This is a genomic window from Bacillus cereus group sp. MYBK222-1 (assembly GCF_051916425.1).
GTDB lineage: Bacteria > Bacillota > Bacilli > Bacillales > Bacillaceae_G > Bacillus_A > Bacillus_A paranthracis.
In genome coordinates this window covers 131682-145136 of record NZ_JBQAGP010000002.1, presented here as the reverse complement: position 1 = coordinate 145136, position 13455 = coordinate 131682, and the positions used below count along the sequence as shown (strand labels likewise).

Below are 13455 nucleotides of genomic sequence, written 5' to 3'. Positions count from 1 at the left end.
AGTAAGACCCTCACACTGATTCAAGTTTCGCTTTATTATTTTGCCCATTCACTCACTTGTTCTACGCTCATTCGTGGTGCAGGATGGCCTTTTAAAGTTGATTCCCCAATTGTAATAAGCATAATTGGTACATAGCGAGATGAAACATTGAATTCTTCTGTAAGTGCTTGTGGGTTGAAACCACCAATCGCACAAGTATCCCAGCCAGTTGCTTTAGCTGCAAGCATAAGTTGCATTGCTGCTAAAGATGCATTTGAAAAGGCTGCATCTCTTGGGAATTGCTCACGGGCATATGCAGACTCAATATTTTTAGCTAAGCGTTCTTTTGCTTCTTCTTTCATAAATCCTTGTTCTACAATTGGACCATAAACGGGTTCAACGTTTTTATAAGCTTCTAAATCACCTAAAATAGCGACTACAGCAGAAGCATCAAGAATTTGTTGTTGGTTATAAGCAATTGGATGTAATCGTTTCTGTACATCTTCACCTTGAAATACAAGGAATTTCCAATGCTGTAAATTCCAAGCGGAAGGTGCTTGAGCAGCTCCCTTTAAAATCTCGTGTAACTCTGTAGATGAAATTTCTTTCTCTGGGTTGAATGCACGTGTAGATGTGCGTTCATATAAAACATTAAAAAAGTTTTCATTTGTCATTATATATCCTCCAAATTACATATCAAATTATGAAAAAAATACATGTAATATATTCTACTTACATTTTGTAAGTTATCGAATTTAAGAATATAATATCTTTATTTTAATTGTCAAGTTTTCAAGCGGAAGCTAGGGCATTCATACAAACGATACAATTCCTATAATCATACACTAAAAAAGGAATTTATAGAGTGAAAAAGCAAAGATAACATTCTCAATTAGCTTGTTAACATGTATCCCTCACTCATTAAAGTTTTTAGAGAACAGTTTTTTATAAAATGTTTGTGAGGAATTCTGTAGAACAAGATATATGAAGTGAGTGAAGACTAGTGATGAACATACTACATTTTTTATTAGAGAATACGGTTTTCCAAAATGTATTACAAGATCTTCAGTTAAATGTCCTTTATATAGAAAATGGATGCACACATCAACAAACGATAGAAAATATCCATCCAAAATGTATGTTTATAGCAAATAGTTTTGAAGAAGGAGAAGTATTATTTCAGAGGACTAAACCACATATTGTAATTATGTATGTAACAGATTTTTCTCAAATAAAATATATAAAGAATATGTATAATCCACAGAGTACATTTATTGTCATTTGGGATCAACAAATAACAAGCGAGTTTGCAGAGGTGCTTACGTTAGGAATACGTAATATTGTGATAGCCCCTGTGACTCCGCAAATGGTGTTAGAGGAAGTAAATAAAAGTTTATATCAGCTTTCTTTAGTGCGGCAAGTAAGTTTGCAACAAGAACTACTTCAAACGATGTTTGATTTTCGAAATGATCTATTATTTATAGTAGAAGACGATGAGATTGTTGATTGTAATACAAATTTTTTAGAGTTTTTCGGATATGAAAATTTGTTTGCTTATCGTGAGCAACATTTAGTATTTGCTGAACATCTTATTAGAGAAAATGGATACTATTCAACAACTCATGATATAACATGGTTAGATGATACATTATCATATGATAGAAGAATTAAGATGTCCAACTATGAAGGGGAAGTGTCAACTTTTTTATTGCGTGCGATACCATTGCCAGAAGATTTATCAAGATTTATTGTGAAGTGTACAGAGATTACCGAATTAGATGAAATCTATCAAGAACAAGAAAGACTTGCTATGATAGATTCGTTAACAGAGATTTATAATCGTTTGAAATTCCAACAAATACTCGAGGCAGAATGGGATAATGCGATGCGTAATAATGAAAACATAGCACTTATTTTATTTGATATAGATAATTTTAAAGCAGTAAATGACACGTATGGCCATGATTTTGGTGACTTAGCATTAATTGAGCTTGCAGAGCTCATGAAATCTAAAGTGGAGCAGCAACATGTATTTGCTAGGTGGGGAGGAGAAGAATTTATTATTTTAGTAACGAATACAGTAGAAAAAGAAGCATTTCAAGTTGCGGAATCATTACGATTTTTCATTGAAACAAAGCAATTCTCAGGGATTTCGAAATTAACAGCGAGCTTTGGAGTTGCATTATATGAAAAAGGGATTACAAGAGAAGAATTAATGCAACGAGCGGATATTGCATTATATGAAGCGAAAAAAAATGGGAAAAATCAAGTGTGTGTATATAGAAAAGAAAAAAAGTGATTTTTCGCAACAAATTGTTGCGATTTTTTTTTATTACTTGATAATAGAGTGTAGGGGGGATTTTGAACGAAGGAATTATGGAGGAACAAAATGATAAAAAAAATAATGATGATAGTTTCAATATGTGCTTTAGTTTGTGGAGGAGTATACTATTTTCTCTATAATTCTAATATAAAGGAAAATAAAGAATTAACAACTAAGGTGAATCCTGCTGTTGAATCAGAAGTACAAGAGAATATAGAAGAAGAAAAAGAAAAGCAAATTGATTACGCTAGCATATCTCAAAAATTAGATCAATATTTAGTCGGAAAGCAATTCAATGGAACAGTTTTGGTAACAGATAAAGAGCATGTTATATTGAATAAAGGATATGGGTATGCTGATGTTCAAAATAAAATAGAAAATACGCCTCACACAAAATATCGTATCGGTTCTATTACGAAAACAGTTGTGGCCACATCTATTTTACAACTGCAGGATCAAGGTAAGCTAAATATTCAAGATAATGTAAATAAATATATTCCTTCATTTCCGGAGAATAAAAATATTACGTTATATCATTTATTAACGCATACCTCTGGTTTACCTGAACACGCAAAAGGCAATGTTAATGCTGCTTCCCGTTTACAGTTAATTAATTGGATTGGACGTCAAAATTTAGAATTTCCTGCAGGAACAGGTTGGAGATATACAGATTATAATTATATGGTGCTTGCCTATATAATAGAACATATATCGAAAAAACCTTTAGGAGATTATATAAAAGAAAATATATTTACAAAAGCAGATATGTATGAATCTGGTATGGGAAATATGGTACCTGGAGATAAAAATTTTACAAAGGGTTATGTGAAAAAAAATCAAGAGCTTGTACCAGCGCAGAAGGTAGGCATAGATTGGCTATATGGTTGTGGTGAGATGTATACGACAGTTGGAGATATGAAGAAATTAGACGAAGCAATTATAAATGGAAAACTTCTTTCTGAACAAAGTATACAAGCGATGTTTTCACCTTCACCAGAACGAAAATATGCATTTAGTTTTTACATATATCCGGATTATTTTCATAATCATGGTGTACTATCTGGTTGGAACACTTTCAATAATTTTAATAAAGAAAAAGGGACTTTTGTTATTTTATTTTCAAATGTGAAAAATAGTATGGATGATGACTTCAATAAAGATTTCCGAAAGATGGTAAGTGATTTATTAGAACAAAGGGGATGAGAAAATGAAACATAAAAATGTATCAATTGGTTTCATTGGTATTGGTGTAATGGGAAAAAGTATGGTGCGTCATTTCATGCAAGACGGTCATACAGTATATGTATATAATAGAACAAAATCGAAAACAGACTCTTTAGTACAAGATGGTGCAAATTGGTGTGATACACCGAAAGAGTTAGTAAAGCAAGTTGATGTTGTAATGACTATGGTTGGGTATCCACATGATGTAGAAGAAGTGTACTTTGGGATAGATGGAATTTTGGAGAATGCAAATGAAGGTACGATTGCAATTGATTTCACGACATCTACACCAACATTGGCAAAACGTATTAATGAAGCCGGTAAAAGTAAGAATGTATATACGTTAGATGCACCTGTATCTGGAGGAGACGTTGGTGCGAAAGAAGCAAGACTCGCAATTATGGTCGGTGGAGAGAAAGAAATATATGATAGATGTTTACCGTTATTTGAAAAACTAGGAACAAATATTCAGTTGCAAGGGCCTGCTGGAAGTGGACAACATACAAAAATGTGCAATCAAATTGCGATTGCTTCTAATATGATTGGAGTATGTGAAGCTGTTGCTTATGCAAAAAAGGCTGGATTAGATCCTGATAAAGTATTGGAGAGTATTTCAACGGGAGCAGCAGGTAGCTGGTCATTAAGTAATTTAGCTCCTCGAATGTTAAAGGGAGATTTTGAACCAGGTTTTTATGTAAAGCATTTTATGAAAGATATGAAGATCGCGTTAGATGAGGCTGAAAGATTACAATTACCAGTACCAGGTTTAAGTTTGGCGAAGGAATTGTATGAAGAGCTAATAAAAGATGGGGAAGAAAATAGCGGAACACAAGTGTTATACAAAAAATATGTAAGGGGGTAAATGAGATGGATCTTCAAAAATTTGATGAGATGATTGATACTGTACAAAGAGCAACATGTATACAAATTAATGAAAAACAAAAAGAAGCTTTTAAACAAAAATATGATTTTGAACCGAATTTCGAATATGGAAGAGATGAGAAAGGGCATTACGTTATTCGAACTTCAAAAAAGATGCTAGAAGAAATGGAATTTTATTTGGCATTGAAATATGATCGAGATGGAGTTGACCTTTACATGGAAGCGGAGATTGATGGTATATATCATGTATCTGTTAGCTATAGTGAAGACGCTTTGCACCTACAAGAATTGTTTCAATTTCTAGAAGAAAAAAAATAAAAGTCCTCATTTGAGGACTTTTATTTTTAATTTTGTAATTATAAGCTAGAAGCCCGGCGGCATCGTTCCATTGGGAATGGAATAACTTGCGCGATGTGATTAGGACCAAATTGTTTTGTACGAGCATGGCGTATTATATAAAATGCACACAGAATTGAAACAGGAATAGCACCGAACAACCCGAAAAATAAAGCGCTTACACAAGATGCAACAAAACCTAAAACACCAACTTCTAATTCTTCCATAATAGCTCCTAGAATAATAGGAAGTGCTCCACACGTAACCCCTAGTATAAGTGCGATAAGTAAACTCATGATTATCCCCCTCTGTTTGCGATATTTTTTCCTTCTTAGTTAATTGTAGTATATCATATATAAAACAGAATTTTCAGAAAAAATTCAAAAAAAGTTCAATAAATGTTCAAAAAGTATTAATAAATATACTTGAAAAATTGAAGGGAGAGATTGTACTGAAAAGAAGGAATAATACGGTTAGAACCATAAAAAATCAGGCTTATTTCAAAATGAAATAAGCCTGTTCCATAGGAGGATGTATATATGTAGAGTGAATAAAAGGTTGGAAAAGGGGGTCCAAGACCTTTTATTCAACTAACTACCTTAATAGATTGGAACCCAACCTTCAGTTGTAACAAAAATACGAATAGCTACAACTTGACGATCATCTTGCAAGGTAAAATAATGTCTTGCATTTTCAGGAACAGATATGAGATCGCCTGGCTCAAGTTCAACGTCAAAGAATGTCCCATCTTTTCCTTCAATGGCAAAGATGCCATGACCACTAACAATAAAGCGAACTTCATCATCAGTATGATGGTGTTCTTTTTGAAAATTAATTAATAATTCGTCAAGGTTAGGTGTGCTATTTGAAAGTGAAATTACATCATGTGCTTTATAACCTCGGCGTGCTGAAACATCAGCAATTTCTTTTGAAAACACAGCTAATATTTCAGCTTTGTTTTCATCTGTTAATGAGTAATTTTCTTTTAAATGAGTAGGAAGTTTGGAAATATTCCATTTCTCATATAAAACGCCTTCCTCTTGTAGAAATTTTGATACTTCCACTTCATTTTCAATGCGAGTATTTATTTCATGAATACGAATTTGCGCCATTAGAAACGCCTCCTTGAATTGATAATAGTTTTATATGAAATTGGAATAAAAACTCATAAGCTTCTAATCTTTTCTTTGCATCAAAGCTATCTCGGCCCCATACGGTAATACCATGGTTACGGATTAATACTGCCCCCGAATCTCCCTGTATATGCTTGCGGAAGTTTTCTCCAAGCGTTGGGATATGAGCATGGTTTTCGATAATAGGAATGTGAATTGTTGCATCTTCTTCCCAAATATCGAGAGCTTTAATAATTTCTTGATTTTGAAGTGTGACTGCATCACTATATAAATTTGTGATAACATTGTTATCAGTTGTATGAACATGAAGGACACACCCAGCATTCGTATTGTTATAAATATGTGTATGCAAGATTGTTTCTGCTGAAGGGCGTAATTCAGTCTCTAATACGGGAACCCCTAGATGATCTACTAGTAGAAAGTCATCTGGAGTCGTTTTTGTTTTATCTTTACCGCTTGCTGTAATGAGAAAAGTGAGTGGTTCATGACTAACCTTTATAGAAATATTACCACTCGTTGCTGGAAACCAATTTCGTGTTGTTAATTCTTTTTTTATCTCGCTTAAGTCATACCATTGACGAAAAAGTTGTTTCATAATTTCACCTCCAACAAATGTTTTAATTCAGTTTGAACATCGTGAAACGTTTCAAATGCTGTATAAGAAATATGATTTTCTTCGCATTTTGTAATAAGGAAATCACGAGCGAACACTTTATCCGCTTGTTTCGCAGCTTGTAAATCGGTAATTGAATCTCCAATTACAATATGGAAGTCATTCGTATCACTCAATTTACGGATGAGTGATGATTTACATAATCCGCAATGATTTTGACAAAGACGATCACAAGGATGAGGCCAATTCACCATAATGTATTCATTTGAAAAATCTGTTTCATTACAGTAAATTTGCTCTTTTGGAATGAGTCCTTGTAAGAGTGGATAGACGAAGAAATCCATTCCACCTGATATAACATAAAAGGAAATATTGTTTTCATTTACAAATTGTATAAATTCATGAAAACCGTTACGAATTTCAGCAGTCTCTATTAAAAATTGAATAATTTCATCGTGCAGATTAGTAGGTATGAATTGAAATAATTGAGAAACACCTTCTTGAATAGATAGCTCTTGTGATAAAATTTTATTCTTTACTTCTTCAGCTTCTGGTGGTGCGAATTTTTCCATAATGGACATAATGTTATCATTATTTGTAATCGTGCCATCGAAATCACAAAATACTTGAATACTCATAATTTCACCTCATGAGAGGGATTTCCCCATATTTGTAGTGCGCTATGCAAATTTATGTCATCTACTTCATGGAGTGGTTTATTTTGCAAAGTAGCATCAATTGCAGCACGGAAAGCTTTACCGCCGCCCTGCGCCCCATTTGGATGTCCATGTATCCCGCCGCCAGCATTAATAACAACATCTTTACCGAAATCTCGTACAATAAAGGGAACGAAACCAGGATGAATACCAGCAGACGGAACAGAAAAGCTCTTCTTGAAAAATACATCGTCTTCAGTTAAATATTTTGAGATAGCAAGAGCCTCCTCTTTTTCTAGCGCAACACTTCCGTATGGAGATGGGAATAATGAAAAGTCAGCCCCAGCATAACGGAGTAGCTTTCCAAGTAATAATGGTGATGAAACTCCATATAACTTGGATGCTGAATAAGCACCACTTACAGCAGGATGTGCCATAATAGGAACTGGGATTTCATCATCTTCTGCAAGTGATTGTAGTACATCTAGTCCGTAAGAGAATACGTTAAATAATAGAATATCGGCTCCAGCTTGCACTGCACGTTTCGCATTTTCTTTTAAATCAAAAGTTCGTCCTGTTAAATTTACGGCATATAACGTTTTATGTCCGTACGTTTCATATACGGATTGTAAAACTTCTTTTCCAGATATGATGCGTTTCGTAAGTGGTGTTAATGCATTTTCAAATAATATTTCATCATCTTTTACGATATCTACACCACCAATTGCTTGATCGCGTAATTGCGTTTTTAAATACCCAATATTTCGTCCAATCATTCCTTTAAAAATACTCATTAAAAGGGGACGATCATGTACTTGTAAAAGATTTCGAATACCATCTATCCCGAATTTTGGACCAGGAAAATGTTTTTTTAACTCGTCTGAAAAAGTTAAGTCAATTAATTTTACTTCGCCATCAAGGGATAGCTTTCCGAATGTAGTTGTTAAAATAGCTGGTAAATCTGGACTGAAATTTAATAACGGATATTCAATTTTAATAATCCCGCGTGTTACTTTTTTACGTAAATACGAATTGGTATGTTCATGTTCAGCTAATTCCTCAACATGAATGACGTTGCCTTTATGTTGTTTTAATTGTTCTTGCAATAAATGCGGCAAATGAGTCCAAGAGCCAATTGTTAAACCGAGTGCAATTTGTTCAGCTTTTTTTTCTAAGTTATGTGAATCATTATGGATTAAATATGTCGCTATAATTCCGCTCATTGTTATAACCTCCTAGTTAAATAAAAAAACCTCTCAGCTAAGGAGAGGTTTTTTTACAACCAGCTCCTTATCTGTCAGCGTAATGCTGCGAGAATTAGCACCGTGTCTACAATTGTAGATCGGTTGCCGGGTTTCGTCGGGCTCGTCCCTCCACCTGCTCTTGATAAGAAGTATTTAGAAATGTTTAAATTTTTAAGATAACTGAATTTTGTCAGATATTTTTCATGTTGTCAATTACTTTTTGAAAAAATTTAATTTATCGATTCGATTAATGGCTTCTCGTAATCTATCTTCTGTATGCAAGAGACCAACGCGGACGTACCCTTCACCATGCTCACCAAATCCAACACCAGGAGCAACTGCGACATGTGCTTTTTCTAGTAAAATATTAGAAAATTGCTCAGAAGTATATCCTTTTGGAACAGGAAGCCATGCAAAAAATGACCCTGTTGGAATGTCTACATTCCAACCAATTGAGTGACAAGCTGAAATAAGAGCGTTTCTTCGAGATTCGTAACTATTTACAAGGTCTATGACGCAAGACTGTGAACTTAATAGTGCTTCGCGGGCAGCATCTTGAATGGCACCAAAAATACTAACATACATATGATCTTGTAATAAGTTAATGGTTTCAATGACACTTTCATTCCCTACCGCAAAAGCGATGCGCCAGCCAGCCATATTGAAAGTTTTCGATAATGTGTAAATTTCGATTCCTGTATCTTTGGCACCATCTGCTTGTAAGAAACTAACAGGTTTTTGACCATCGAATCCAATCGCACCGTAAGCAAAATCATGAACGACTAATATATTATGTTTATTAGCAAAATGAATGGTTTCATCAAAGAAATCTTTTGATGCAGTAGCACCGGTCGGATTATTTGGATAGTTTAAAAACATTAATTTTGCACGCTCGGCAATAGAGTCGTCAATTTTTGTATAATCTGGTAAAAACTTATTTTCTGCAATAAGCGGCATTGTTTCAAATTGTGCTTTCGCTAAAGCAACTCCTGATAAATAATCTGGATAGCCTGGATCGGGAACGAGAATTGTATCACCAGGGTTTGTAAAGCAAACTGGTAATTCTACTAATCCAGCCTTTCCACCAAACAATATAGCAACTTCAGTTTTCGGATTTACTACTACATCATATTCACGTTGATAGAATGTTACCACGGCTTCTTTTAAGCTTTCATGTCCGCGAAATGGCGGATATTTATGATGAATGGTCTTTTCTGCAGCATCTTGCAAAGCTTTTACGATATGCTGCGGTGTTGGTTGATCTGGATTACCTTGACCTAGATTAATAACATCGTGACCAGCTGCTACAACTTTGTTAACTTTTGCAACAAGTGAAGCGAAAAATTGTGTTGGCAATGATGTTACTATCTCAGAAGGTTGAAATGATTTCATACTTTCCACCTCTTTTGAAAGTTGTTACAATTCTAGTGACAAATGATATAATCTTTCCAGTATTTTGTAAAGAAAAAAATAAGAATGGGGCTGAAAAAATGAAAGTCGCATGTATTCAAATGGATATTGTCTTTGGAGATGTAGAAAAAAATATTGAGAATGCTAAAAATAAAATAAGTGAAGCGATGAAAGAAAGACCAGATGTTATTGTTTTACCAGAACTATGGACAACAGGTTATGATTTAACGAGACTCTCTGAAATTGCAGATAGGGATGGATTGGAAACGAAAGAAAAGTTGATAGAATGGTCGAAACAATATGGTGTACATATTGTTGGTGGTTCTATAGCAAGGCAAACGGAACAAGGTGTTACAAATACAATGTATGTTGTAACGAATAAAGGAGAACTAGTCAATGAATATAGTAAAGTGCATTTATTTCAGCTTATGGATGAACATAAATATTTAATCGCTGGAAATCGTACTGGTGAATTTAAGTTAGATGATGTAGAGTGCGCCGGCACCATTTGCTATGATATTCGTTTTCCGGAGTGGATGCGCGTTCATACTGCTAAAGGTGCAAAAGTTTTATTTGTTGTAGCTGAATGGCCATTAGTTCGTTTAGCGCATTGGCGTTTACTATTACAAGCAAGAGCAGTTGAAAATCAGTGTTATGTTGTAGCATGTAATAGGGCAGGGAAGGATCCAAATAATGAGTTTGCTGGCCATTCTTTAATTGTCGATCCTTGGGGCGAAGTTGTTGTAGAAGCAAATGAAGAAGAATCAATTCTATTTGGAGAGCTTACACTCGAGAAAATTAAAGAAGTACGCAAAGGAATTCCAGTTTTTGCGGATCGACGTCCAGAATTATACAAATAAAATGTTGACAAGTGATTTTTATTCTTGGTATAGTCTTCAACATAAAGTTAAAAATTCTAAAAAATTATACAACTCTTATCAAGAGCAGGTGGAGGGATTTGGCCCGATGAAGCCCAGCAACCGACCGTAATACCATTGTGAAATGGGGCGTTTATGACGCCAAAAGGCACGGTGCTAATTCCAGCAGAAAGTAAAACTTTCTGGCAGATAAGAGGGGAGAAGATAAACTTCAAACCTCTTTCTTAGTGGAAAGAGGTTTTTCTGTGTTAGAAAAACCTCTGAATTAAAAAAAGGGGGAGAAGACGATGGGATATTATTCATTAACAGAAGTAACCGCTGTACAATATGCGAAAGAACATGGCTATTTTGAAAAGAAAGCAAATGTAGTTTGTCATGAAATTGGAGATGGAAATTTAAATTATGTGTTCAAATTAGATGATGGAGAGAAGTCTATTATAATAAAACAGGCACTGCCATATGCGAAAGTAGTTGGTGAGAGCTGGCCATTGTCTATAAAAAGAGCAACGATTGAAAGTAAAGCATTACAAATTTTCGCGAAGTATGTACCTGAATATGTGCCGGTAGTGTACAGTCATGATGAAGAGTTAGCAGTAACAGTCATAGAAGACTTATCAAGATTAACTATTACAAGAAAAGGATTAATAGATGGAGAAGAGTATCCACTTCTATCCCAGCATATCGGTCGTTTTCTAGCGAATGTTTTATTTTATACTTCAGATTTTGGTTTACAGTCAGAAGAAAAAAGGGTACTAGAAGGTACATTTGTAAATCCAGACCTTTGCAAAATTACAGAAGATTTAGTGTTTACAGATCCGTTTGGGCATTACGATACGAATGATTATGAGTCGGAGTTACAATTGGCTGTAGATGAACTATGGAGTGATAAAACTTTAAAACTAAAAGTAGCGCAATATAAATATAAATTTTTAACGAGAAAAGAGGCACTCATTCATGGAGATTTACATACTGGAAGTATTTTTTCATCACCTTCTGAAACGAAAGTGATTGACCCAGAATTTGCAACGTACGGTCCATTTGGATTTGACATCGGGCAATTTATTGCAAATCTATTATTAAATGCTCTATCTAGAGAGGAAGAACAGAGAAGTGTGCTATTTTTCCATATTGAGAAAACATGGAGCTATTTCGTAGACACTTTTACGAAGTTATGGATTGGAGAAGGTGTAGAAGCATATACGAAAGAGAAACAATGGTTGCCGATTATTTTGCAAAATATTTTTACGGATGTGGTCGGATTTGCTGGATGTGAGCTTATCCGAAGAACAATTGGCTTAGCACATGTAGCTGATTTAGATGAAATAGCAAATAAAGAAACGAGAATTCAAGCTAAGAAACAAGCGTTATCCTTAGGTAGAGAACTAATAAAATATGAATCTAAAAACGCTGATATTCAACTGTTCCGATTATTATTCCAACAGACAGTTTCTGGAGGGGTAAAAGCATGAGTACAGTTGTTACGATTCCGAGGTCTGTCAGTTGGAAAGGTGATGCCATTGCAGTATTAAATCAAACAAAGTTGCCGCATAGCACAGAATACAAAACATTAACGACGATTGAAGAGGTATGGAAAAGTATTGTCATGCTAGAAGTACGAGGAGCACCTGCAATTGGAATTGTAGCTGCATTTGGCTTGGCGCTTGCATCAAAAAAATATACTACTTTACATATTGAAGAATTTCAAAAGAAGTTTAATAGAGATTGTAATTATTTAGGGACGTCACGCCCGACAGCAGTCAATTTATTTTGGGCAATCGATCGTATGAGAGAATCTATTCAAGAAATTACTACAATAAAAGAAGCGCAAAAAATATTAGAAGAAGAAGCGCTTTGTATTCAGCAAGAAGATGAAGCGGTATGCCGGAGTATTGGAGAACATGCATTAACATGCTTTAAAGACGGTGATAACATTTTAACAATTTGTAACGCTGGCAGTATTGCAACTGCTAAATATGGTACTGCATTAGCACCGTTTTATATTGGGAAAGAAAAAGGTGTACATTTACATGCATATGCATGTGAAACGAGACCGGTTTTACAAGGCGGTCGCTTAACGACTTGGGAATTAAAACAGGCAGGTATTGATGTAACACTTATTACAGATAATACGGCAGCTCATGCTATTCAAACGAAAGAAATCAACGCAATTATTGTAGGAGCGGACCGAATTGTCGCAAATGGGGATACAGCAAATAAAATCGGAACGATGAATTTAGCTATATTAGCAAAGTATTTCGATATCCCGTTCTACGTTGCAGCTCCACTATCTACATTTGATATTACGAAACAAACAGGTGCAGAAATTGTTATTGAAGAAAGAGATGAAACAGAAGTTACGAAAATTTTTGGGAAACAGGTAACGCCAGTTGGAACTACTGTTTATAATCCTGCATTTGATGTAACACCGAATGAATTAATTACAGGTATTATTACTGAGCAAGGTATTATACGTGGAGATTATAAGCGAGAAATTGCATCATTGTTCGAAAAAACAAGCTAATACATAATAGCTTGTTTTTCTATGCCTAAATGTGTTCTTTTTTCTTATTTATATAATGAAAGGAGGAGAAAAAGATGGAAGAGTGGATCAAGATGATAGGTAATGTAGGGTTTCCAATTGTTGTAACATTATATTTACTTCATCGAATTGAAAGTAAATTAGATGGGGTAATTGTTGCAATAGAGAAGTTGCCACGGCAATTACTACAGTATGATGATCCTCGCGATAAAAAATAAAGTTTGCTCTTCGTGAGCAA

General features: G+C 34.6%; 15 protein-coding genes and 2 riboswitches. Of the genes, 8 read left to right on the top strand and 7 right to left on the bottom strand.

What is annotated here, in order from left to right:
- Window positions 1-35 precede the first annotated feature (35 nt).
- On the bottom strand, window positions 36-653 hold the full coding sequence (locus ACTFR9_RS12630; protein WP_000180604.1) for a nitroreductase family protein: 618 nt from the start codon (window positions 651-653) through the stop codon (window positions 36-38).
- 332 nt (window positions 654-985) lie between these two features.
- On the opposite strand from ACTFR9_RS12630, the gene ACTFR9_RS12625 reads away from it, so the two are divergent.
- The 4 genes from ACTFR9_RS12625 to ACTFR9_RS12610 all read left to right on the top strand — a co-directional run bounded on the left by ACTFR9_RS12625 (window position 986) and on the right by ACTFR9_RS12610 (window position 4726).
- Window positions 986-2278, top strand: coding sequence for a GGDEF domain-containing protein (locus tag ACTFR9_RS12625; protein WP_229136289.1), 1293 nt, complete (start codon window positions 986-988; stop codon window positions 2276-2278).
- A 90-nt stretch (window positions 2279-2368) separates the two neighbouring features.
- On the top strand, window positions 2369-3505 hold the full coding sequence (locus ACTFR9_RS12620) for a serine hydrolase domain-containing protein (RefSeq protein ID WP_000591950.1): 1137 nt from the start codon (window positions 2369-2371) through the stop codon (window positions 3503-3505).
- A 4-nt stretch (window positions 3506-3509) separates the two neighbouring features.
- Window positions 3510-4388 carry an NAD(P)-dependent oxidoreductase gene (locus tag ACTFR9_RS12615; protein WP_000681095.1) on the top strand — a complete coding sequence of 293 codons (879 nt, stop codon included), beginning with the start codon at window positions 3510-3512 and terminating at the stop codon, window positions 4386-4388.
- Window positions 4389-4393: 5 nt separating this feature from the next.
- Window positions 4394-4726 (top strand): DUF3909 family protein, encoded by a 333-nt coding sequence (locus ACTFR9_RS12610; protein ID WP_000365613.1) that lies wholly within the window; start codon window positions 4394-4396, stop codon window positions 4724-4726.
- 38 nt (window positions 4727-4764) lie between these two features.
- Here ACTFR9_RS12610 and ACTFR9_RS12605 read toward each other — a convergent pair whose 3' ends face one another.
- The 6 genes from ACTFR9_RS12605 to ACTFR9_RS12580 form a co-directional block, all read right to left on the bottom strand.
- Window positions 4765-5040, bottom strand: a complete 276-nt coding sequence (locus tag ACTFR9_RS12605; protein ID WP_000054669.1) for a hypothetical protein — start codon at window positions 5038-5040, stop codon at window positions 4765-4767.
- A gap of 303 nt (window positions 5041-5343) precedes the next feature.
- Window positions 5344-5856, bottom strand: coding sequence for a 1,2-dihydroxy-3-keto-5-methylthiopentene dioxygenase (locus tag ACTFR9_RS12600; protein WP_000057306.1), 513 nt, complete (start codon window positions 5854-5856; stop codon window positions 5344-5346).
- Window positions 5834-6472, bottom strand: a complete 639-nt coding sequence (locus ACTFR9_RS12595) for a methylthioribulose 1-phosphate dehydratase (RefSeq protein WP_000811326.1) — start codon at window positions 6470-6472, stop codon at window positions 5834-5836. Before ACTFR9_RS12595 ends, ACTFR9_RS12600 begins: the two co-directional genes overlap by 23 nt.
- The gene (gene mtnX, locus ACTFR9_RS12590) at window positions 6469-7128 is read right to left on the bottom strand and encodes a 2-hydroxy-3-keto-5-methylthiopentenyl-1-phosphate phosphatase (protein WP_229136227.1); all 660 of its coding nucleotides are present in this window, start codon (window positions 7126-7128) and stop codon (window positions 6469-6471) included. Before mtnX ends, ACTFR9_RS12595 begins: the two co-directional genes overlap by 4 nt.
- Window positions 7125-8369, bottom strand: coding sequence for a 2,3-diketo-5-methylthiopentyl-1-phosphate enolase (gene mtnW / locus ACTFR9_RS12585; RefSeq protein ID WP_229136226.1), 1245 nt, complete (start codon window positions 8367-8369; stop codon window positions 7125-7127). The genes mtnX and mtnW overlap by 4 nt, the downstream gene beginning before the upstream one ends.
- A 64-nt stretch (window positions 8370-8433) precedes the next feature.
- Window positions 8434-8539: riboswitch (SAM riboswitch) on the bottom strand.
- A gap of 64 nt (window positions 8540-8603) precedes the next feature.
- Window positions 8604-9782, bottom strand: coding sequence for a pyridoxal phosphate-dependent aminotransferase (locus ACTFR9_RS12580; protein ID WP_229136225.1), 1179 nt, complete (start codon window positions 9780-9782; stop codon window positions 8604-8606).
- Window positions 9783-9796: 14 nt separating this feature from the next.
- Between ACTFR9_RS12580 and ACTFR9_RS12575 the strand changes: the two genes are divergently transcribed.
- From ACTFR9_RS12575 to ACTFR9_RS12560, 4 genes are all read left to right on the top strand, one after another.
- Complete coding sequence (locus tag ACTFR9_RS12575) at window positions 9797-10660, top strand: carbon-nitrogen family hydrolase (protein WP_033671968.1); 864 nt, start codon at window positions 9797-9799, stop codon at window positions 10658-10660.
- Between the two features lie 72 nt (window positions 10661-10732).
- Window positions 10733-10874: riboswitch (SAM riboswitch) on the top strand.
- A gap of 91 nt (window positions 10875-10965) precedes the next feature.
- The gene (gene mtnK, locus ACTFR9_RS12570) at window positions 10966-12147 is read left to right on the top strand and encodes an S-methyl-5-thioribose kinase (RefSeq protein ID WP_103141807.1); all 1182 of its coding nucleotides are present in this window, start codon (window positions 10966-10968) and stop codon (window positions 12145-12147) included.
- Entirely contained in the window at window positions 12144-13199 is a 1056-nt protein-coding gene (mtnA, locus tag ACTFR9_RS12565) for an S-methyl-5-thioribose-1-phosphate isomerase (protein ID WP_103141808.1), read from the top strand. Before mtnK ends, mtnA begins: the two co-directional genes overlap by 4 nt.
- A gap of 74 nt (window positions 13200-13273) precedes the next feature.
- Entirely contained in the window at window positions 13274-13435 is a 162-nt protein-coding gene (locus ACTFR9_RS12560; RefSeq protein ID WP_000393331.1) for a YvrJ family protein, read from the top strand.
- Window positions 13436-13455: the final 20 nt, after the last annotated feature.